Origin of the sequence: Rufibacter ruber (assembly GCF_001647275.1) — a bacterium.
GTDB classification, from domain to species: domain Bacteria; phylum Bacteroidota; class Bacteroidia; order Cytophagales; family Hymenobacteraceae; genus Nibribacter; species Nibribacter ruber_C.
In genome coordinates, this window is the sequence record NZ_LRMM01000011.1 from 1 (window position 1) to 21740 (window position 21740).

General features: G+C 54.3%; 17 protein-coding genes. 7 read left to right on the plus strand and 10 right to left on the minus strand.

Translation table 11 applies throughout. The annotated features are described in order from the left end of the window. Positions 1 to 46: 46 nt before the first annotated feature. The 4 genes from A8O25_RS23750 to cysC form a co-directional block, all read right to left on the minus strand. Complete coding sequence (locus A8O25_RS23750) at positions 47 to 403, minus strand: ATP-dependent helicase C-terminal domain-containing protein (protein WP_241498947.1); 357 nt, start codon at positions 401 to 403, stop codon at positions 47 to 49. Continuing rightward, positions 313 to 2592, minus strand: coding sequence for an ATP-dependent helicase HrpB (gene hrpB, locus A8O25_RS06185; RefSeq protein WP_241498945.1), 2280 nt, complete (start codon positions 2590 to 2592; stop codon positions 313 to 315). The genes A8O25_RS23750 and hrpB overlap by 91 nt, the downstream gene beginning before the upstream one ends. A gap of 881 nt (positions 2593 to 3473) precedes the next feature. After that, a complete protein-coding gene (gene cysQ, locus A8O25_RS06190) occupies positions 3474 to 4304 on the minus strand; it encodes a 3'(2'),5'-bisphosphate nucleotidase CysQ (RefSeq protein WP_082893492.1) in 831 nt (276 codons plus the stop codon). Next, the gene (gene cysC, locus A8O25_RS06195) at positions 4301 to 4921 is read right to left on the minus strand and encodes an adenylyl-sulfate kinase (RefSeq protein WP_066832194.1); all 621 of its coding nucleotides are present in this window, start codon (positions 4919 to 4921) and stop codon (positions 4301 to 4303) included. The genes cysQ and cysC overlap by 4 nt, the downstream gene beginning before the upstream one ends. Positions 4922 to 5053: 132 nt before the next feature. Here cysC and A8O25_RS06200 point away from each other — a divergent pair, with 132 nt between their 5' ends. Beyond that, a complete protein-coding gene (locus tag A8O25_RS06200; RefSeq protein ID WP_066832197.1) occupies positions 5054 to 5953 on the plus strand; it encodes a sulfotransferase domain-containing protein in 900 nt (299 codons plus the stop codon). A 248-nt stretch (positions 5954 to 6201) separates the two neighbouring features. Here A8O25_RS06200 and A8O25_RS06205 read toward each other — a convergent pair whose 3' ends face one another. Both A8O25_RS06205 and A8O25_RS06210 read right to left on the minus strand, forming a co-directional pair. Then, positions 6202 to 6465 (minus strand): CBU_0592 family membrane protein, encoded by a 264-nt coding sequence (locus tag A8O25_RS06205; RefSeq protein ID WP_206598659.1) that lies wholly within the window; start codon positions 6463 to 6465, stop codon positions 6202 to 6204. 79 nt (positions 6466 to 6544) lie between these two features. After that, positions 6545 to 7018 carry a hypothetical protein gene (locus A8O25_RS06210; RefSeq protein WP_066832200.1) on the minus strand — a complete coding sequence of 158 codons (474 nt, stop codon included), beginning with the start codon at positions 7016 to 7018 and terminating at the stop codon, positions 6545 to 6547. A 292-nt stretch (positions 7019 to 7310) separates the two neighbouring features. Between A8O25_RS06210 and A8O25_RS06215 the strand changes: the two genes are divergently transcribed. Then, positions 7311 to 8195 (plus strand): DUF3078 domain-containing protein, encoded by an 885-nt coding sequence (locus A8O25_RS06215; RefSeq protein ID WP_066832204.1) that lies wholly within the window; start codon positions 7311 to 7313, stop codon positions 8193 to 8195. 31 nt (positions 8196 to 8226) lie between these two features. On the opposite strand, the gene A8O25_RS06220 is transcribed toward A8O25_RS06215, so the two are convergent. Beyond that, positions 8227 to 8991 (minus strand): oxygenase MpaB family protein, encoded by a 765-nt coding sequence (locus tag A8O25_RS06220; RefSeq protein ID WP_066832206.1) that lies wholly within the window; start codon positions 8989 to 8991, stop codon positions 8227 to 8229. Positions 8992 to 10267: 1276 nt separating this feature from the next. On the opposite strand from A8O25_RS06220, the gene aspA reads away from it, so the two are divergent. Then, entirely contained in the window at positions 10268 to 11680 is a 1413-nt protein-coding gene (gene aspA, locus A8O25_RS06225; RefSeq protein WP_066832209.1) for an aspartate ammonia-lyase, read from the plus strand. An 80-nt stretch (positions 11681 to 11760) separates the two neighbouring features. Here the strand turns inward: aspA and A8O25_RS06230 are convergent, their stop codons facing one another. Then, positions 11761 to 12486 (minus strand): DUF8091 domain-containing protein, encoded by a 726-nt coding sequence (locus tag A8O25_RS06230; RefSeq protein ID WP_066832450.1) that lies wholly within the window; start codon positions 12484 to 12486, stop codon positions 11761 to 11763. Positions 12487 to 12724: 238 nt separating this feature from the next. Here A8O25_RS06230 and A8O25_RS06235 point away from each other — a divergent pair, with 238 nt between their 5' ends. After that, positions 12725 to 13630: a S66 peptidase family protein gene (locus tag A8O25_RS06235; RefSeq protein ID WP_066832212.1), complete on the plus strand. Its 906-nt coding sequence runs from the start codon at positions 12725 to 12727 to the stop codon at positions 13628 to 13630. A gap of 86 nt (positions 13631 to 13716) precedes the next feature. Beyond that, positions 13717 to 14427 (plus strand): N-formylglutamate amidohydrolase, encoded by a 711-nt coding sequence (locus A8O25_RS06240; RefSeq protein WP_066832215.1) that lies wholly within the window; start codon positions 13717 to 13719, stop codon positions 14425 to 14427. Between the two features lie 688 nt (positions 14428 to 15115). Here A8O25_RS06240 and A8O25_RS06245 read toward each other — a convergent pair. Next, a complete protein-coding gene (locus tag A8O25_RS06245; protein WP_066832218.1) occupies positions 15116 to 16324 on the minus strand; it encodes a glycoside hydrolase family 130 protein in 1209 nt (402 codons plus the stop codon). A gap of 51 nt (positions 16325 to 16375) precedes the next feature. Then, positions 16376 to 18253 carry a sodium:solute symporter family protein gene (locus tag A8O25_RS06250; protein WP_066832220.1) on the minus strand — a complete coding sequence of 626 codons (1878 nt, stop codon included), beginning with the start codon at positions 18251 to 18253 and terminating at the stop codon, positions 16376 to 16378. A 587-nt stretch (positions 18254 to 18840) separates the two neighbouring features. Between A8O25_RS06250 and A8O25_RS06255 the strand changes: the two genes are divergently transcribed. Both A8O25_RS06255 and A8O25_RS06260 read left to right on the plus strand, forming a co-directional pair. Next, positions 18841 to 19713, plus strand: a complete 873-nt coding sequence (locus A8O25_RS06255; protein WP_066832223.1) for an AraC family transcriptional regulator — start codon at positions 18841 to 18843, stop codon at positions 19711 to 19713. Positions 19714 to 19915: 202 nt separating this feature from the next. Continuing rightward, a complete protein-coding gene (locus tag A8O25_RS06260; RefSeq protein ID WP_066832226.1) occupies positions 19916 to 21475 on the plus strand; it encodes a protein adenylyltransferase SelO in 1560 nt (519 codons plus the stop codon). Positions 21476 to 21740: the final 265 nt, after the last annotated feature.

A 21740-nucleotide genomic window follows, 5' to 3' on the forward strand; every position in this document is an offset into this window, starting at 1 on the left:
GCTGTTTTTAGAAAAACAGGCCGAAAACAGGACGTTCATACCTCTGCTACATGGGCCGTTTCTTGGTGCCTCTGGTGGGTGGGGCGCTGAGCGGGTCATCTGGCCAGTGGTGTTTGGGGTAACGGCCCCTGAGGTCTTTGCGCACCTCAAAATAACCGGTGCTCCAGAAGCTGCGCAGGTCGCGGGTGACCTGCACGGGCCGTGACGCCGGTGAAAGCAGGTGCATCAGCAGCGGTATTTTGCCGCCGCCAATGCGGGGCGTGTCCAGCAGCCCAAACACTTCCTGCAGCCTTACGGCCAGCACAGGTGCCTCTACATCTGAGTAATCAACGGCAATGCGGGAGCCGCTGGGTACCTCCAGGTGCGACGGGGCCAGCCGGTCCAGCTCCTGCCGTTCTCCCAGGCCAGGTGGGCCAGCAGAATCTCCTTGAAATCCAGCCGGGCCACCTGTTCCAGTGAGCGTACCCCCAGAAGGTGGGGCAGAAGCCATTCTTCCAGCGAAGCCGTGAGCGTGGCGTCTGAGACGTCTGGCCATTGGTCTGGCTGCAGGTGGTGCAGAAACGCCAGCCGCTGGCGGGTGCGCAGGGCCTCCTCAGACCACGGCAGCCGGGACACTCCTTTTTCCTGCAGGGCCTGCAGCAGCGCCTGCGCCATCTGCTCCTGGTCTGGGTTGGGGAGCGGGGCTTCCTCTAAGGTCAGGGCGCCCAGCCTGGTGAATTGACGGGCTATAATTCGGTCTGTGGTAGAATCCCAGCGTATTTCCTGTGCCCGTTCCAGCTGGTGGGCAAAATGTTCCAGGATTTCAACCTTGGTGATGGTGGCTGCCAGCAGTACGCGGGGCCGGTCACTGGCTTCCAGATGGGCCACGGCGTAGAATTCGGCTTCGCCGAAGAGCTCGGTGGGGAGGGCCGCCCGCTGGCCGGAAACCAGCCGCACCCGGCCTGAGGCCTCTCGCTGGGCCAGCCGGTCTGGGTAAGCCAGGGCGGTGAGCAGTCCGGCGGCGTCTTCAGAAACAGGGGTGGTTTTGCCGCGCAGGCGCTGCTTTAAGTTATTGGCCTGCTCCCTGATGCGGCGCAGGGTGTTTTCATCTAGGGTGAAGCCGGGGGTTTGGGGGCGCTTGCCCTGCAGCAGCTCCAGCCGGAGCGCAATGTCTGGCAGCGGTGTGGACCAGGAGATTTGTATGGGCTTGAGCATGTCACGGTCAGACAGCAGGGCCGCCAGGGCGCAGGCGGTGCCCCCTGCTCCCAGTTCCTGCCCCCGCATCACCAGATGCCCAAACCTGGGTGACAAGCCCAGGGCAGCCAGTGCTTTGCCGTGGCCGGTGGGGTTGCCCTGGCTGTCAATGGCCTCCAGCCGAAGAAGCAGGTCCCGGGCCAGGGCCATGGCTGGTGCCGGCGGGGTGTCCAGCCACTTGAGCGAGTTCACTTCCCTGGCGCCCCAGATGGAAAGCTCCAGTGCCAGCCCCGAAAGGTCAGCCTCAGAGATCTCAGGCGCCTGCCGGTCTGGGAGGTGCAGGTGGTCTACCTGCGACCAAAGCCGGAAGCACACGCCGGGGCCTAAGCGGCCCGCGCGGCCGCGCCGCTGGTCGGCGGCGGCCTTTGACACCGGTATGGTCACCAGCGTGGTGAGGCCGGTGCGGGGCACGAATTTTGGAACCCGGGCGTAGCCGCCGTCAATCACCATCTTCACACCTTCAATGGTCAAACTGGTCTCGGCAATGCTGGTGGCCAGCACAACTTTGCGGCGGCCCCGGGGGGGCGGGGCAATGGCGGCCACCTGTTGGCTCAGGTTCAGGTCTCCGTGCAGCACGTGCAGGTCTACCTGGTCTGGCAGGCGCTCCTCCAGCTGCGCGGCCACGCGCCTGATCTCGCCCATTCCGGGGAGAAAAACCAGCGCATCACCGTCTGGAACCTGTGCCAGGGCTTGCCTGATGGCTTTGGGCACCAGGTTGAGCAGCCGTTCTAGCGGTTTGGTGCCGGCGGCGGCTACCTCCGCCTGTGACAGGTAATGCGTCTCTACAGGGTATTGGCGGCCTTCGCTCCTGATCACCGGCGCCTCCAGCCAGTTGCCTACCTGGGTGGCGTCTAACGTGGCACTCATCACCAACAATCTGAGGTCTGGGCGCAGCACCGCCTGGGCATCTAAGGCCAAAGCCAACCCCATGTCGGCCTGTAAACTGCGTTCATGGAACTCGTCAAAGATGATGGCGGCAATACCTTCCAGGGCGGGATCTGACTGGAGCAGGCGGGTGAGAATGCCTTCTGTGACCACCTCAATTTTGGTCTTGGGAGAGGCCACGTGTTCCATCCTGATCCAGTAGCCCACGGTTTGGCCCACTTCCTCACCCAGCAGGTCAGACATGCGCTGGGCGGCGGCGCGGGCGGCCAGCCGGCGGGGTTCCAGCAGAATGATCTTGCCGTCTTTCCGCCACGCGGTCTCCAGCAGGGCCAGGGGCACCAGGGTGGTTTTACCGGCGCCGGGCGGTGCTTCCAGCACTACGCGGGCATCTGTGGCAAGGGCCGAAAGCAGGCGGGGGAGCGCCTCTTTCACGGGTAAGTCAGGGAGCAAGTCTAAGGAAGTCACGTGTGCCATCTACCGGCAAAGTTCTGAAATTTTTACCGGACCGCTTAATCTGTTTCTTGGCAGCTGGAGGAGATGTTTGCTGCTTTCTGTTTTGGGGCTGTTTTCAGAAAAACAGGTCCAAAACGGGAGTCTAACGTTCTAAGGGTAAAAGGTCAATGGGTACCCACCTGGAATATTTGGTGAAACCTACTTGCCCGCTCAACGATTGGCCAAACGGGAGTTAGAGGCAGCGGCGAAACACATAAAGGGAGGTGCTTCCCTCTGCCGTTTAACCAAAGCAGACTTTCTCCTGTCTCTTTTATGAAAAGTGATTCGTGTACTGGATGGGGCAATGCCTGTTCTCCTGTGGAAACACCCCTCTTTATGAGCTACGCTCGCTGCCTCAAACTCTCGTTTGGGTAATGCTCAAGGGGAGAATCTGCATGTAGGTAAGCGGTTCTTTAGAAGTAACTGTCTACCCCTTTGATGTGAAAGGATGTTCTAAGAGCTTGTTTAAATCTGTCTTACGGGTATCAAGAGAATCTGACTTAACTTTTTTCTCGCACCATAGCGCTGTTATGCTGCTCAAAAAACGCTATAGAAGAACCGTTCGCTCCCCTTTTTCGCTTCCAAAATCAAAATTTGGTGGTGGTCTACAATGTATGATGGAATGGAGAAGATGGGATTTTGCCGCACCTACAGAAAATAAACTACCTCCACGTTGAAATAGCGCAGGCTTTTAGAAGGATTTGCTGATTGGCTTGCGTTCTCGGGGAGCCATCATACATTGTAGACCACAGCCCAAAATTTAAACAAGCTCTAACAGATTCCATATATCTAGCTTGCCCAGAAGCAGCGCTCTTGATGATGAAAGAAGGGAAAGATGGGGGGCAAGAGAGGTTCCCAGTCTTCTACATTGCCACAAACGACGGATTCAGCAGGTTGGGCTTGTTGTACACGAGTTCCTGCTGCAGGTTTGGTTGATAGATGCTGCGGTTGAGGGCGTTTAAAAGGGCATGGCTGGCAGCGGTGTCCCATTCCATGGTGGGCGCAAAGCGGGGGTAGAGGTCGGCTTTGCCTTCGGCCAGGAGCAGGAACTTGAGGGAGCTGCCCATGGAGGTGAGGTGTGGGTGGGGGAACTGGGCAATGAAATCCTGGGTCTCATGCGTTTGGTGGGTGCGGGAGGCAATGAGGCGCACCCCGCTTTTCTGCCGGAGCGTTTCCAGGCTGTTTTTCTCAAAACAGGGCAAAAGTAGCTCCTTCCCGGCGGGCGATTCTTTGAAGACACCGGTTTCTTTGGCGCCCCAGTACAAGGTGTTCAGGCAGGGGGCGTAGACAACGCCGGCCACGGCAACGGTTTTGTGCAGGAGGGCAATGTTTACGGTAAACTCGCCGTTGCGTTTGATGAACTCTTTGGTGCCGTCTAGCGGGTCAACAAGCCAGAACCAGTCCCAGGCGGCCCTTTGGGGGAAGGGAATTTCTTTTCCTTCCTCAGAGAGAATGGGCAGGTGGGTGGCTGCCAGCGCGTGGGAGATGATCTGGTGCGCCGCCTGGTCAGCCTTGGTCAGCGGCGATTGGTCTGCTTTTGCCTCTATCCCGAAGTCTTCCTGGTGGTAAATCTCCAAAATAGCCTTACCGGCGTCAAGCGCGGCCTGCCGGGCAACCGCGAGCCAGTGGTGCAGGTGTGGGTGGGGCACGGCGGCAGAAGGATTAGCGGAGGGGGAAGCGGCGGCTGGGTTCATAGGCCAAAGGTAGCGCCAACTTTCTCTTTCGCCAGCACCCGCGGCTCCACAAACTGGATGAGCTGCAGCAGGGATTCGTCAATAGATTCTTCGCTGGTTCTTACTTCCAGGTCTGGGAGCAGGGGCGCTTCATACGGCGCGCTGATGCCGGTAAACTCCGGAATGAGGCCCTTACGGGCTTTGGCGTACAGGCCTTTGGTGTCACGTTTCTCGCATTCGGCCAGCGGGCAGTTCACAAACACCTCTATGAACCGGTTTTCGCCCACAATCTGCCTGACCAGCTCCCGCTCCTCTGCGTAGGGGGAGATAAACGCCGAAACCACCACCAAACCGGCATCCAGCATGAGTTTAGCCACTTCGGCCACCCGCCGTATGTTTTCTTTGCGGTCCTGGGGGGAGAAGCTCAGGTCCCGGTTCAGGCCGTTCCGGAGGTTGTCCCCGTCCAGCAGGAACACCTTGTGCCCGCGGTGAAACAGGTAGTGCTCCAGCCGAAGCGCCAGCGTACTTTTACCGAAACCCGAGAGGCCGGTGAACCACACCAGCTGCGGCTCCTGCTGCAGCTGCACTTTGCGCTGCGCGTTGCTGATCTTAGACTGGAACGGGAAAATATGCTTCATAGACCGCGGTAGGTTTTGGGATGTCAAGCCTTTTACGCCTAAACCATAGAAAGTGGTTGGCGGGAGCGGGTGATAACCTTTGGCCCCTGGTTTCCGTCAGGAGAACTTTCTTACCAACCCAAACCTAGACACATGCACCTACTGCAAGGCGGCGCCCCCAAGTGCGGGAACTTCTGGCTGTACCAGATCATTCAGGAGATCATGGCCCGGTCTGGCCAACCCCACCGGAGTTTTATTCAGCGCCACCCTATTTATGAACTGGCCAAAACCTGGGACCTGAACTACCCCAGCCAGGCCAGCATTGACGTGCTGGAGATCACAGACCTGCAAGACAGTTACCGCATCAGCAGTATTTTCAGAATGCCCGTTGAGGATCTGCCACAGTACATTTCCCAAAGCAGCCACGTCTGGACCCACTCGCCGGTCTGTAAGCGCAGCGGCGAGGTGTTTGACCAGTTTGACAAGAAGGTGTACATCATCCGGGACCCCCGGGACCGGGCTGTCTCGGCGGCCAAATACTACTGTTCTGAGTACATGCTCAAGTATTACCCGCAGCCCATCAAAGACCCCAAGGTGTACCTGGAGACGCATTTTGAGAACCTCATGCGGGAGTGGGTGTGGCACGTGTTTGACCACCTGCGGTTGAGCCGACAGCACCAGATGCACATCACGCTGTATGAGGCGTTTCTGCTGGACTTTCAGGCGGAGCTGAGCCGGTTGCTGGATTATCTGGGGGTGCAGCTACCGCCAAGGCAGCGGGAGGAGATGCAGGAGGCCATGAGTTTTGCCACGCTGCAGCGCCAGAACCCCAAGCACCTGAAAAAAGGGCAAGCAGGGTATTGGATGGAGCAGCTCACCGAGGAGCAAATCCAAAAAGCCGACGCCATTGCCGGACCGTTGATCCGGTTTCTGGGCTACCCCACCGGGAAAGGCCAGGAGATGACGTATGCCACCGGTTTCCCGCACCAGGACTTTGAGCAGCTGAAGCAGGAAATCCTGCAATCTCAGGCGCAGCTGTATTCTGCGGGGTAGGTGGTTTCTGTTTTCGGCCTGCTTTCAGAAAAACAGGCGAAAACAGAATGTAAGGAAGTCCCTGTGTCGCATTATTATGGCAGGGCAGGGCGCAAGCGTGCGCTTGTGCTTTTAAGAAACGAGCTTCTGTTTCCGGGCTGTTTTTGCGAAAGTAGCCCTAAAACGGAGCCTGCGCCAGGTCAAGGCCAGGCACGATGCATGGTGATAGAAAGAGGGAAAACAGTAAGCCGGTTGGGGAAAGGTGTTTCTTATAAGACCTCTGCTGCCCTCACAATCCCAATGACCCCTACCAAGATCCAGAAAATATTTAGCAGGGTGTAGGCCCGGTCTTTTTTCAGCACCGAACACCAAGAGAGCAGGAGCGCGTCTAAGGTGTTAAAGATCCAGACAAATAGAAAAGGGCTGGAGGGCCCCAGCCAGCTAACCAGGGTAAAACTGATGATGCGCATGCTCACGCCCACCATTTCAAGGGTCTTCAGGTGTTGAAGGATAAATTGGTTGATCGCTTTCATTTCGGCCCAAAAGTACCCAAAGCCCCGGGGTTTGAGAAATGGTGTGCGCTGGAATAGGAGAACGAGGTTGAAACAAGGGTTACCACACCCCTAACTGCCTGCCTACGGTTTTCAGCTGGCCAATGTGGTAGCCGGTGTGGTGCAGGGTGGTCATGGCGGCCCAGGAGAGGGTTTTGCCGTTGGGGTGAACCTGAAACAAATCTACGGCCGGGTTCTGCACCAGCCGGATCATCTCTTCCTGGTCCTGCTCAAAGGCGTCAATGGCAGTGTTCCATTCCTGGTCAGTGGCGGGTTGGTGGTTTTCAGGCCAATGGGCGTCTGGCCACACATCAACGTCACCGGTAGGGTTTTTCATGAACTGGAGCAGCGTGGCGTGGCGCGCGTGCAGGTGGCCTAACAGAATCCAGGCCGAAAAATGCAGACCCGGCAGCATTACCCCGGCGCGGTCATAGTGGAATTCCCGGAGTAAAATCACATTTGGGGCGAAGCCGCCTCTCAGAAGTTCTACCAGTTGCTCCCGCAGGAGCTGGTCCACGTGTTGTTCTGCCTTCATAGGGGGACTAGGTTCAACGTTTCATCACGGTCTTGAAACGGCGCCCCCGCGTTTTGGTTGGCGTTTCTGAACACCTGGAGAAGGGAACGGGTGGCCCAAAGCGGGCGTCTGTTTTTGGCTTAGTTTCTGAAAAACAGGTCTAAAACGCAAAGCGGAGGGTTGCCTTAGCGGCGGAGTTTTTGCCTGTGAAACCGTATTTTAATTCTAATGTCTCTACCTTCGCGGTAGAACCAGCCCGGTTAAAGGCGCTGGGGCTGTCTGGGCTGGTTCTAAAAACTAATTCTCTTTCAGGATGGGTAAACGAGTACTGCTGCTTTCCTTTTTTCTGTTCTCCTTTGTTTCATTGCAGGCACAAACGGTGGCTGACACCACCTGGCGCCGCTCCCTTTCTACAGGGCTCAACCTGAACCAGGCGGCGTTCAGTGACAACTGGAAGGCGGGTGGGGTCAGTTCAATTGCGTTGAACACCTTTTTTAACGGTAGGGCCAACTACAAATGGGAGCGGGTGTCTTGGGACAACACCCTGCAGCTGCAGTATGGCCTGCTCAAAAACAAAGGCGAGGGCATGCGCAAAAGCCTGGACCGCCTCTACCTGGACACCAAATACGGCGTGGGGTTCTCCAATGACTGGAACGTCTTTGCCTCGGCTAACTTCTTGTCTCAGTTCACCAAGGGCTACGAGTATGATATTGATGATGCCGGCAATGATAAGCTGATTTCTAATTTCCTTTCTCCCGGTTACCTGACGTTCGCCCTGGGGGCAGAATACAAACCCACACCAAACTTCTCTTTACGGTTGAGCCCCTTTGCGCCCAGGTTTACGTTTCTGGTAGATGAGAACGTGGGGGAGAACGAGCGGTACGGCGTGCCACCCGGTGATAAAGTGCGCACTGAGATCCTCTCAGGCCTGGTGCAGGTAGACTACCAGAAAGACTTCGCCGCTAACCTGAACCTGAAGCTGAGTTACATCTCCAACCTCAACTACAAGCGCATTTCCTTTGATAAAGTTGACCACAGGGTTAACGCAGTCCTTACGGCCAAGATCACCCGCTACATCAATGTCAACCTGATGGGCAATGTGGTCTATGACCGCGACCAGGACCATTCTGTGCAGTACAGTCAGTCGCTGGGCCTGGGGGTGATGTACAGTTTAGAAGGGATTTCCACCGGGCAGTAGCCTGTGCTTGCTTCTTAGGGGTCAAAACAGGTTAAGCGGGCGCCTGGTCCAGGTCTTTGATCTCTTTCTGGTACGCCTTGGGCAGAATGATAGACTTCAGGAACCAGTCCAGTTTCAGGGCGCGGCTCACTTTGTACCCCTGCAAAATGGGCGGCAGCAGGGAGATCTTCCGGAAGCCCAGCAGTTCTTTCACGCGGTCTGGCACCACCATCACCTGCGCCTCCAGCAGCAGCCGGTACCGCACGGTGCCCAAATGCTTCTTGTACTGCTGGAACAAGTCCTGGGTATAGGGACTTTGCGCCAGGTCTTGCTCTAAATGCTCTGCCCGCATCTGGAGCCACGCCTCATACCTGGTGGGCAGCCCGGTCAGGCCCATGCGGTGCCCCACGCGGTAAAAAACCTCAAACACCTCTGCTTTTTCTGAAAGGGTGAGGCTGCGCTCCAGGACTTCAAACGATCTGATGGAGTAGTCAATGAGCATGAACAGCACATCCCGGTATGCCCAGTCGGGGATGGTGGCCCCGCGTTTGGCTTCCACCCCCGCATGGATTTTGGCCATGGTGTCAATGGCCTTGTTCGCGCCCTGGGTGGTGGAGAAGACTATTTGCCTGGCGTATGCCACCGTTGAGAAGAGACGGCCCAGCGGGTCAGCGGGAAGCCTGCCGGTGAAGTAAAGCCAGTCCACGGCCTTGTTCAGCGCGAATTCAGCGGAGGAGCCCGCGAAGATGAAAAGGATGGTGTCGCCTTTTCCCCAGATTTCCCGCACTACTGAGTCTTTCGCTACGAAATAGTCCATGTTGGTTGAGGTTGCTGCTTTGGGGTATAACGGAAATAGGGGGGTTATGTGATGAGGGGAAATTGGTTTTTTGCATGCGTTTGCAGGTGGTGGATGCTTTGGGGCAGGTGTAGTGACGTGTTTGATGGCCGGTTGCTCCTGGTTCCTCCTCTGCCGTTGAGATCCATGTTTTTGTGTAGATGCAGGGCATTATTGGAGTGAATTTTCATTTTTGCCGCTGCTGCAGGGGCAATGCGTAGTCTGCTGTTCCCTTGGCGGTGGCGCTTGCTGCAGTGTCGTTATTTTAGGAATACGTGGTCTGCTGTTTACCTGGCTTTGGCGTTTGCTCCGGTGCCTCACCCACTGTGTTGTTTCATCTTTTCCGGTAAGCGCTCACGGCCGCGGGGCCCCGTCCTGGCGGTGAGCACTGCTGTTAAAACTAGGCCCTCCGGCCTTGCCGCTGAAGCGGCACCGTATTAACAGAGGCGCTCACCCCCAGGACTGGTTTGGGTTCCTCTCCTGATCAGCCTTACTTGCTCTGTCTGCCTCTGTAGGTAACCGTTGCTGATCCGCTAGCCTGAGCCGGGCCCGTGCTGCGCACATCAGTCAAGGGCAGAAGTGTTGATGGTTCATTGTTGCTTGCCTGTTGGTCTGGTTCAGACGTTTCGGAGAATGGAAGAGACCAGGCACCGCCTTGTCTCCCACGCATACCTGATACTCCCCCTTTGAAGGGGGCAAGGGGGATGTTGACATAGGAGGACACGCATTCCTGATCAATTCCCTTGTTACACATATAGTTGAGCCCTGCCAATTACAGTGCTCTCACGCTCTTCCGGATTTGTAATCCGGAAGCTGGTACACGGGGATTTGCAATCCCCGTGGCAGCATGTTTGATCTGCAGGCGCCGCAGATTGCAAATCCGCAGGCACTGTGTCCGGGATGGCAAATCCCGTACAGCCGAGGAATGGGTGGGGCAAATGCAGTTCCCGGCGAGACCTTGGACTCGCCCCACTTCATGGCACGAGTCCAAGGTCTCGCGCCAGATCCATTTTCCAACCATCAGCAATGCGCCATCAGCAACTGCTTTGAAGGTCATATAGCGTCTGGAGGTGCTGTGAGCGTGTGTGCCAATTCCTGTTTCTGGCCTGTTTTTCCAAAAACAGGCCAGAAACAGGAATGTTGCCACCCGTACGGGTGCCTGGGGAGGAGGTGGAAACGGGGAGGTAGAAACAAAGTGAGGTAAAAGAGGGTATTAAAAGCTGAGGGTACCACCACTCATTTGACTAAATGCCTGTCCATGAACCAATCGTTTAGAATTGAACACGACTTCCTGGGGGAGAAGCAAATCCCCAACAATGTCTATTATGGCGTACAGACGCTTCGGGCGAAGGAAAACTTTAACATCACCGGCATCACCAATGCCTCTGAGCCGCTATTCATAGAGGCCTTTGCCCACGTGAAAAAAGCGGCGGCCATGGCCAACCGGGACTGCGGCGTGCTGGAGCCCAAAATTGCCGAAGCCATCATCTACGCCTGTGACCGCATCATTGCCGGGGAGTTCCATGACCAGTTTGTAACCGATTTGATTCAGGGCGGGGCCGGAACCTCCGTGAACATGAATGCCAACGAGGTCATTGCCAACATAGGGCTGGAGTACCTGGGGCACGAGAAAGGGCAGTATGAGTTTCTGCACCCCAACAACCACGTGAACTGCTCACAATCTACCAATGACACCTATCCCACGGCCATCATGATGGCGGTGCATTTCAAGGTGAAAGTGTACCTGCAGGCATTGGCTGAGCTGCGGGATTCTTTTCGCCGGAAGGCAGAGGAGTTCAAGAACGTACTCAAAATGGGACGGACCCAGCTGCAGGACGCGGTGCCCATGACACTGGGGCAGGAGTTTCACGGGTGGTCCACCACCCTCAATGATGACATTGTGCACCTGACAGAGGCGCAGGAAAAGCTCACAGAGATCAACATGGGCGCCACCGCCATTGGCACCAGCATCAACACGCCAGAGGGGTACCCGCAACTGTGTGTCAAGTACCTGGCGCAGCTCACCAAACTGCCCATGACCCTGGCGCCCGACCTGATTGAAGCCACCTCAGACATGGGTTCTTACGTGCTGGTGTCTGCCATGCTGAAACGGAGTGCCATCAAGATCTCCAAAATCTGCAATGACCTGCGGCTGCTGTCTTCAGGGCCAAGGGCGGGGCTGAATGAAATTAAACTGCCTCCCATGCAGCCAGGTTCCTCCATCATGCCCGGCAAGGTGAACCCGGTGATACCGGAGGTGGTAAACCAGACCGCGTTCTACGTGATGGGCGCTGACCTCACCATCTGCATGGCCGCTGAGGCCGGGCAGCTGCAGCTCAACGTGATGGAGCCGGTGATCGCCTTCAGCCTGTTTACCTCCATGAACTACATGATCAACGCCATCCATACCCTCAGGACCAAGTGTATTGAGGGCATTACGGCCAATGTAGAAGTGTGCCGCGAAGAGGTGATGCGCAGCATTGGCATTGTGACCGCGCTCAACCCGCTGCTGGGCTATGAAACCGCCGCCTCTATTGCCAAAGAGGCCCTGGCCACCGGCAAAGCCATTCATGACATTGTGGTGCTGGAACGCAAACTGGTCACGCAGGAGATGTGGGACGAAATCTACACCTTTGAAAACATGGTGCGGCCCGTGTATAGGAAAGGGTAATTCCCGCCCTGCGGAAAAGGAATCTGTTGCTCTGCGTTTTAGGGCTGTTTTTAGAAAACAGCCCCAAAACGCAGGGTTGTCTATAGGCAGATCTGTGGCTCCCCAATAGAAAAGAGCAGTTCATTGCCCTGTTTGCCGGTCACTGCCAGGGCTCCCATTTTTCTAAGGCAGTACGTGATTTGGCGGCACTGGGGCAGAGGCAGGTGCAGCAGAGCCGCCAGGGTTTTATTGGAGAACGGCTGGGGCACGTCTGCCGGCAGAAACTGGAGAAAGTCCCGGGCGCACGTAAACCGGTGCGTGCTGACAACTTGCAACAGCTTGCGGTCTCTGAGGCTGACGTGCTTGCGGTGCTTACTCCCTTTCCCATCACGGCAGCGCACTTCTTCCTCCTTGATGAGGACGAATTCCAGGGTGAGGTTGGGGTGAGCTACCAGTTCAGGGATCCGGACCAGCTCGGTGAAGAGGTGGGTAAGGGCGCCGCGGTAGGGAGACTTGCGTCTGGAGAGTACAGAGGCATCTTTCTGGTCAACCTGTACCACCCATTTCTCCAGGGTGACTGGGTGCAGCAGATGTACCTTGTGGCCTGGTAGCAACGCCTGCAGCTTAGGCCGAAGAGCCGCAAAGTTCCTGGTCTGGATTTCTACCAGCTGGTTGCCGCGCAGGAGGTCAATGACATAGCCCGCCAGGGGCACTTCAAACCGGTCCTGCGGCTGCGCATACCACTGTTTAAGGGCCGCATGCAGGGACCGTTCGTTTTTGAGGTTGATGCCATTCCGCTCTGCGGCTGTCTGCTTTTCATGCTCCATGTCTTCCAACGCCGCTTTTTAGGTTACTGGTTGATCCCCAAAAGTACGCAAGGCTACTCCTTATTCCGAAAGGGTTTTTCAGAAGGGCTTGTGAAAAGGGAAGGTTTTTTAAGTGCTCTTTTTTGACCCAGAGCCTGAATTCTGCGGGAAACCCGTACCGGGGGTGCGAAAACTACGGCTTTTAGGTTTAAGGTAAACTTGTACAGCCCCCGCCCGTTTGTGGGGGAAAAATGAGCGTATGATTTTACCCCCTTTCCTGAAGCCTGGAGATAAAGTTGGCGTGATCAGTACCAGCAATTACACCGAGCAGCCATACATTGACCAGATGGTGCAAATCCTCAAAGACTGGCAATTGGTGCCGGTGCTGGGTAGGTCTATTGGGGCCCGCCATGGCAGCTTTGCTGGCTCAGACACCCTCCGGAAAGATGACCTGCAGGAGATGCTGGACAATGACCAGCTAAAGGCGGTCTTAGAAACCATGGGCGGCTACGGCATTGTGCGGGTCATTGAACAGGTGAACTTCAATAAGTTTAAATATGGGCCAAAGTGGCTGGTGGGCTACAGTGACACTACCTTTCTGCACAGCCACGTGCAGGGCATGTTGGGCATAGCCTCTATCCATGCCACCATGGCCGCAGACCTGGAGGCGGGGTACCAGGCCCAATCATGGGAAACCCTCAGGAAAGCCTTGTTTGGCGAGTCCCTCACCTACCAGGTAAAACCCCATGCGCTCAACCGCGAAGGCATTTCTGAAGCTACCATGGTGGGCGGCACCATCAGTGTGCTGTGCAACGCCAAGGGCACCATGACTGAGGTGAATACCAACGGCAAAATCCTGTTTCTGGAGGAGGTGGGGGAGAAGCACTTCCGGCTGGACAGTTACCTGCTGTCTCTGAAGCAGGCGGGCAAGTTTGAGTATGTGAAAGGCCTGGTGGTGGGTGACCTGGTGGATATACAGGAAGACGAGCCGCCCTTTGGGAAGACCCCGGAGGAGATTGTCTGGGATGCGGTGAAGGAGTATGACTTTCCGGTGTGCTTCGGGTTTCCGGCGGGGCACGGCCAGGTCAACAAAGCCCTGATCTTTGGGGCGCCCGTGAAACTGAAAGTTTCCCCTAAAGGGGCCTCCCTTGCGTTTAAGCTTTAAAAAAATGATCTCTGTCACCCAATGCTGTTTTCGCCTGTTTTCAGGAAAACAGGCCGAAAACGCACCTGCATCTAAACACACTGCGTATGGCGCTTTCCTGCATTTTAACCTGTGAACACGCTGGCAATGACGTGCCGGCACCGTATGAGCACCTGTTCAAAGGAGAAGAAGAAGTGCTCTATTCCCACAAAGCCATTGACTTTGGCGCGTTTCGGTTGGCCAAACACCTGGCAGAAAAGCTTCAGTTGCCTTTGTTCTCCACTTCCTGCTCACGGCTCTTAGTGGAGCCTAACCGTTCCTTAGACAGTGGGGAGCTCTTCTCAAAATACAGCAAGGCCCTTTCTGAGCAGGAGAAACAGAAGGTGCTGGCGCAGTATTATTTTCCGCACCGCCAGCAGGTGGAAGCCAACGTGCAATCTGAGATCAGCAAAGGAAACCACGTGCTGCATCTGGCGGTGCACACCTTCACCCCCGCCCAGGAAGGGGAGGTGCGGCAGGCCGATATTGGGATACTGTTTGACCCTGACCGGACCTTGGAATCTTCGTTTGCGGCCCAACTGGAAGAGGCCCTCCGCTCTCTGAACCCCAGCCGCAAGGTGTTGTTCAATGCACCCTATGCCGGCGTGGAAGACGGTTTCCCCACCTACCTCAGAACCAGGTTTACAGATGACCAGTACGCCGGGTTTGAGCTGGAAATTAACCAGAAGTTCTTCCTGCAGGGAGAGCCAGAGGTGTGGGAGCAGGTGGTAGACGAGATGACGGAGGCGGTGAAGTCACTCCTGCTGCCCAAAGGGTAGGCCGCGGCACACCGCTGATTTCTATTTTCCTGTTTCCGAGCTGTTTTTCTAAAAACAGCCCGGAAACAGGCGGGGAAACAGCTTCTATCTTGACACTTTCCCCGCCCTGGTAGCGCTGATAAGAGGTTCTGAAACTGCTGTAGAAACACCCCGTTTTTTTAACGTATTGCTTAATGGCTGCCATTTACGCCTGCGCTAAAGGCAAAATGCAAAGGGGCAGTTGAGAGCATGTTTAAATTTGCCTTTTGCGCTGCAAACGGGTGTCAAAAGAACCTGACTTTACCTTTTTGTCGCACCATAGCGGGGCGTATGCTGCTCAAAAAACGCTATAGAAGAACCTTTCGCTCCCCGTTTTCGCCTGCAAAATCAAAATGTAAACAAGCTCTAACTACTGCCCCTTTGCGGAATAGACGTTCATAGAGAAATTTTGAGCGGTGGTGGCAAAGCATTCACCTTTTGCTTCAGAACAGCGCCTTTGGCTCAGGGAGAGTATTCCTCACTTAGTACCCGCTAAAAAATCTATGAACTTTGTGTTTACTGGTATAGAAAATGGGATAGGAGGTAAAGTATTTTATTTTCGATAGTAATCTCTTTCACTTTCTCTCATCCCCAGGAAAGCATACTACCGCTGTTGCCTGTTCTTGAGATGCGGTATTTTAGAAGTACCTATTGCCCTGTTTTTCTGTCCTTATTGGGGCAAGGGCAGCGGCTTCTTGATGCTCTTTAAATGCAGGTGGTTCTGGTCTATCAGCCGGTTAATCTGCTGAACCGAGGCGGCAGACCGAAACCCGTCTTCCGGGGTGTGGAGGGCGTAATCTACCAGACGGTCAACGGTAGAGGTGGCCACATGGGTACGGGTGTCTGAGGAGGCATAATAAATGAACACGGAACCATTGTCATCTAAGATCCAGCCGTTGGCAAACGCCACGTTTGACACGTCGCCAATGCGTTCTTCGCCTTCTGGGGCAATAAAATAGCCTCCGGGGGTGTGGGTTATCTTAAACGGGTTTTCCAGATCTGTCATGAACAGGTACAGGACATACCGCAGCCCAGCGGCGGTGTTTCTCACCCCGTGGGCCAGGTGAAGCCATCCTTTGTCTGTTTTGAGAGGTGCAGGGCCCTGGCCATTTTTAGCCTCATAGACCGTGTGGTACTTTTTGCTGTGCAGGATCAGCTCTTTTTCTACCACCGCCTGCTCCATGGTGTCACAGAAGCCATAGCCAATGCCGCCGCCGGTGCCGGCCTCAATGAAACTGTCTTGCGGGCGGGTGTACAACGCATATTTCCCGTTTACAAACTCAGGGTGCAGAACCACGTTGCGCTGTTGCGGAGAGGGCGTTTTCAGGTCAGGCAGGCGCTCCCAGGTTTTAAGGTCTTTGGTGCGGGCAATCCCACATTGCGCCACCGCCCCAGACTCATCTCCGGGTTTGGCGTTGGGATCTTTCCGCTCTGTACAAAAAAGGCCGTAGATCCAGCCGTCTTCGTGCTGAACCACCCGCATGTCATAGATATTGGTGTCTGGCTCTTCTGTTTCAGGCATCACCACGGGGCGGTCCCAGAACTGAAAATTGTCAAGGCCATTGTCACTCTCTGCTACCGCGAAAAAGGACTTGCGGTCATATCCCTCCACCCGGGCCACCAGGTAGTATTTGTTATTCAGTTTGATGGCACCGGCATTGAAAGCGGCGTTTACACCCAGCCGCTCCATAAAATACGGATTGGTCTCCGGGTTGAAGTCATAGCGCCAGGTAAGGGGGGCGTGCTGGGCGGTAAGTACCGGAAAGGCATATCTGTCAAAGATCCCGTTCCCAAGCGGCATTTTTTGGTTTGGGCGGGAGATAAGTTCCTGGTGCGCTTTTTCTAAGATGCCTAGTCTTTGGTTAAATGTGTTGTTCATGATGAAATAAGTTGAGGTGACACTGCTTCTGTTTTGTCAGCAAGTCTTGATTTATCTGTGGGCTGCAACTGTCTCTTCCTTTTTAGGAAGGGCAGGGGTTTGGTTTTCCCGGGAAGACAGTTTGTCCCACCAGGTCTTTTTAAGGATGGCGCCAATGATTGCCAATACCACCAGAACAATGATCAGCTCTGTGTTCATGCCCAGCACCAGGTAGAGGGGCAGCAGGGTGAGTGACATCTGGCCGACAACCCCTATCACCACGTTGAACATGTCCAGCCAGAAGTTTTTGTTTTCGGTAAAAGAAGGTTCCTCCGCCTTCACCAGTTCGGCAATAGGTTTCCAGAACCCCCAGGGCCGTACAGAGCGGTAAAAACTCTTGAGCGTTTCTGTATCTGTGGGAGGGGCCATCAAGGTGCCTGTGATGCTGCCGGCAAGTGAAATCAGGAGCAGGAGCGGGAAGTAGTACAGGTCAAGCCCGTCAAAGATGTAGGGGAAGATGAGGGCCGGAATAATGCCCGACAGCATGCCCCAGAAAAAACCGCTGCCGTTAAACCGCCACCAGTACCACTTTAAAACGTTGGCTGAAATATACCCACCGTACAAACCGGCCACAATCCACTGGAGCAGGCTGTTCACATCTTTGGCGAAGAACCCGATGATCATGCTCACAAATACCACCACAATGCCGGTGGTGTAGTTCATGCGCGTTACGGTTTGGTTAGAGGCGGTGGGGTTGACATACCGCAGGTACACGTCGTTGACCAGATAGGCCTGGGCGGCGTTGAGGGTGCCGGCAAAGGTCCCAATAAAGGCCGCCAGCAAACCGGCCAGAATCAGGCCCAGTACGCCTGTGGGGGCAAAATTCTGGATAGCAGAGGGGAGAATGCGTTCAAAATCAATGCCATTGGCTGTTTCCAGGTTGAGTTGGTTATAATTCAGGAGCGCCAGCACCACAAACCCAATGATCATAAGGTAGCGCGTAGGGATCAGGACCACAGAGACAAACCCGCTCATCTTGGCCGCGTCTTCTGGGGAGCGGGTAGACAGCACCTTCTGCATATCATAACTGGGAGTGGGGCCGGCAATACTGGCCAGCACCCCCTTAAACAGCATCAGGGAGAAGAAAATCCCGAAGAGGGAATAGCCGTCTGATTGAATCTTGTCATTTACTTCATCAATGATGCCGGTCCAGTCCAGGTTGAGAGTGGCCCCAAAGAAGGGGGTTTTCCATTCTTCCGGCACGTTCAGGGCAGATGCCTCCAGGTTATTCATGGCCATGACCCCAATAATCACGGCGGCTACCGTCATGATGACATATTGCAGCACATCGGCCCACACAATACTGGACATTCCGCCAATGACAGAGTAGAACATGGCAAACAGGGTGAAGATCATGCCGTAAAAGTGCGGCACAAACTCGGCAGACACTTCAAACGGGATGTAAGGCTGAACCATGGACCAGGGCACAAAGATCTCCACAAACTTCCCCAGCCCAATGAACCCGTATGCCAGAAACCCCAGACAGCTGAGCAGCGCGAAGATGACCACAATGGCATGTGATTTGTTTGAATCCCGGCCCCGGCCGAAGCGGGTCAGCATCCACTCGGCTCCTGTCGTCACGTTTGACCGGCGAAGCCACATGCCCAGGAACATCATCAGGAACACTTGGTTGAACGAGGGCCACAGCCAGGGAATCCAGATACTTTTGAGGCCATAGACAAAACCAAGCATCACCATCCACATGGTGCCTGAGATGTCAAACATGCCTGACGCGTTAGAAAGCCCCAGTGCATACCAGGGCAAGGTATTTCCCCCCAACAAGTAAGCTTCTTTGTTTGCCTTAGCCCTTTTCTGTAATACCAGTCCTATCACAGACACTGATACCAGGTATAGGAGAATAATGGCAATATCTAATGGTTGTAACTTCATGCAAGCGGTTGGGTAGTTGTGTATCTATGGTAAATAAATGGGACCATTCTTGTAAGAGCGGGTGTAAAGCCTCAATCTTCAGAAAGGAACTGGTGTTTTAGTGAGTCTACTACTGCCAGGAGCCGCCAAAAAGCCGGCCTCTTCAATAAAGCTTGTGGCGCCACCTCCTGCCGGTGAGGAGCGCCTGATACAGACAAGTCATTTAACATGAAACAGTAACGTTTTTCAGCAATGCCAATGGCAAAGTGGCTATGTTCAGAACTAGTACAAAAATAGACAGAATCTGGTGTGGGGAATGATACAATTTTAGCAATAAACAATATTATCTCACCTTTTGCACAGTTTAACGCGACCCGGTTATTTTTAAGATGGGGTGAATGGTTTGAGAAATTTATAAATTATATCAAAATAAAAATAGGTAAAAAGGTTTGAAACTGATTTTGCTTCAGATAAAGATTGATTTATTTGCACAATTGATAAATTTGCCTTCTAGGATTCATCTTGGAATTTATGGATATTTAAGAATATTTTCTAATGCTATTTTAACAAGCAGTAGATGCTGAATCTCTAAAAAGCTTCTTTTTAACATGAGTACAATTTATAGAGAGATCACTCCCTTAACTCAGAATGACTGTTTCACCATCTTTGCCAGGGTGAAGGAGGAGTTTACTTTTCCCTTGCACTATCATGATGACTTTGAGCTGAACCTGGTGTACAATGCCGACGGGGCCCGAAGGGTGGTGGGAGATCATGTAGAGGTCATTGGCACCTATGACATGGTGCTGGTGGGGAGTAATCTGCCTCATGGGTGGTTCACGCATCAGTGCCAGACCAAAGCCATTGAAGAGATTACCATTCAGTTTCACCGTGATCTGTTTGATGAGAAACTGCTCCGGAGAAACCAGCTTAGCTTTGTAAGAACCTTGCTGGAACGGGCCAGCAAGGGGGTTGCTTTTTCAATAGAGGTAAGTGAGGCCTTTCACCCCCGGCTTAAGCAGCTTTCCAAGAAAAGCGGGTTTGACTCAGTGCTGGAGTTGATTTCCATCCTGCATGACCTTTCTACCTCGCGCAACATGCGCACCTTGTCAAACAGCTCGTTTACCCCAGACCAGTTCAACCACTACTCCCGCAGAATAGAGAAGGCGTTTGAATACATGCAGTCTTATTATGATAAAGATGTTTCACTGGCAGATGTAGCCAAGGTGGTGAACATGCCAGAGGTGTCTTTTAGTAGGTTTATCAAAAAACGGACTGGTAAAACGTTTGTTGACAGCCTGAATGAAATCAGGTTAGGCCACGCCTCCCGCATGTTGATTGACACCACAGAAAGTATCTCAGAAATTTCATTCAAGTGCGGCTTCAACAATCTCTCCTATTTTAACAGAATCTTTAAGAGAAAGAACGGCTGCACCCCCAAAGAATTCAGGCTCAACTACTCAGGGTCCCGCGTTTTTGTATAAGCCCCTTCCGGCAGAGCCAGCAGACCGCTAAATTCTATTTTCCTGTTTTTGGGCTGTTTTTCTAAAAACAGCCCAAAAACAGGCGGGGAAATTCATTCCTTCTTCAGCTCCCCTCAACACAACTATTCCCCTCCAACTTATGTTTACCCAAGACAGGGGCAGTGAACTGTTCCTGTTCTGGAATTTTAATACACACTAGTACATGCAAAGCTTACAAGAGAAAGAATATAAAAAGCAATTTGTAGAAACGTTTCCGGGGGATGACAGCGGCAACACCCGTCCGCGGCAAACGCCGGGCGTGCTGTACAGCAAGGCCCTGCCCACACCGGTTAAAAGCCCTTCTTTGCTGGCGTGGTCAGAGAGTCTGGCGCAGGAGCTGGGCGTTCAAAAGCCTGTTGACCAGCAGGAGGTAGACATTCTGGGCGGAAACAAGGTGACCGCCTCCATGTACCCGTACGCAGCGTGCTACGCCGGCCACCAGTTTGGGAACTGGGCCGGGCAGCTGGGAGACGGCAGAGCCATTACCTTGGGGGAGTGGGAGGCACCCCATGGCCAGACGTATGAACTGCAACTGAAGGGGGCCGGGCAAACTGCCTACTCCCGCCGCGCCGACGGCCGGGCCGTGCTCCGTTCATCGGTGCGGGAGTACCTGATGAGCGAGGCCATGCATTATTTGGGGGTGCCCACTACCCGGGCGCTGAGCCTGGTTGCCACGGGTGACCAGGTCATGCGCGACATGTTCTACAACGGAAACCCCGCCTTTGAGTCGGGAGCCATTGTGCTGCGGGTGGCACCCAGTTTTCTTCGGTTTGGGAGCTTTGAGATGCCCGCCGCCAGAAAAGAGGTGGAGAACCTGAGAAAGCTGGTTGACTGGACCATTTCCCGGTACTACCCGCACATACAGGGCGAAGAAAAAGTACTGCCCTGGTTTAAAGAAGTGGTGGCCAGAACCGCCCGGCTGGTGGTGGAGTGGATGCGCGTGGGTTTTGTGCACGGCGTCATGAACACAGACAACATGTCTGTTCTGGGCCTCACCATTGACTACGGCCCCTTTTCGTTCCTTGATAATTATGACCCCAACTTCACCCCCAATACCACAGATCTGCCCGGGCGGCGGTATGCGTTTGGGAAACAGGCAAGCATTGCGTACTGGAACCTGGGCTGTCTGGCCAGCGCCATTGCGCCGCTACTGCCCGGCACCGAGGAGCTGGTGGCTACCCTGGAAACCTACAGCGACCTCTTTTACACAGAGTATTACGCCATGCTGGGCAGAAAGCTGGGCCTGGACCAGGTGAGGGAGGAAGACACGGAGTTACTTACCCAATTGGAGAAAATGCTTGCCACCGTGCAGCCAGACATGACCATGTTCTATCAGTACCTGATAGAGCTACCGGCGGCGCAGCAGGAAGAGCCGGCAATAGTTGCCCATTTCAAAGACGCTTTTTATCAGGAGCTTTCCGGCAAGGAAAGGGAGCTTCTGGTTGACTTTATAAACGCCTACGGCCGAAGGAGAAGCGCCAATGCCATCTCCAGAGAAGAGTCGCAGGAGCTGATGCGGAAAGCAAACCCGCGGTTCATTCTCAGGAACTACCTGCTGCACCAGGCCATTCAGGAGTTGGAGCAGGGGCAGGATACGTTATTCCTCAAGTTGCAGGAGGCCATCCAGGACCCATACTCCCACCGGTATGATGAGTTTTTTGCCAAACGGCCAGATTGGGCCACCCAGCAGGCGGGTTGCTCCATGTTATCTTGCAGCTCTTGATGAATCAAACCACAGCTCAAAGACCTTCTCCTGCGTGACAGGCGTTTGAGCAGAAATAACTTTACAGTCTACTCCTTTCTCTGTTCCCCAGAAAGGATCTGGGTGACGAACGGAAATTGAGAACCACAGGTGCTTATCTAGTTAGCAGCCTAGATCTGTTCAGGAACACAAAGGGAGTAGTTCTGTTAGACGTAGCGTCTGATCTTATAATCCTGTTTTCGCCTGTTTTTTGAAAAACGGGCCGAAAACAGGATTATTCATGAGA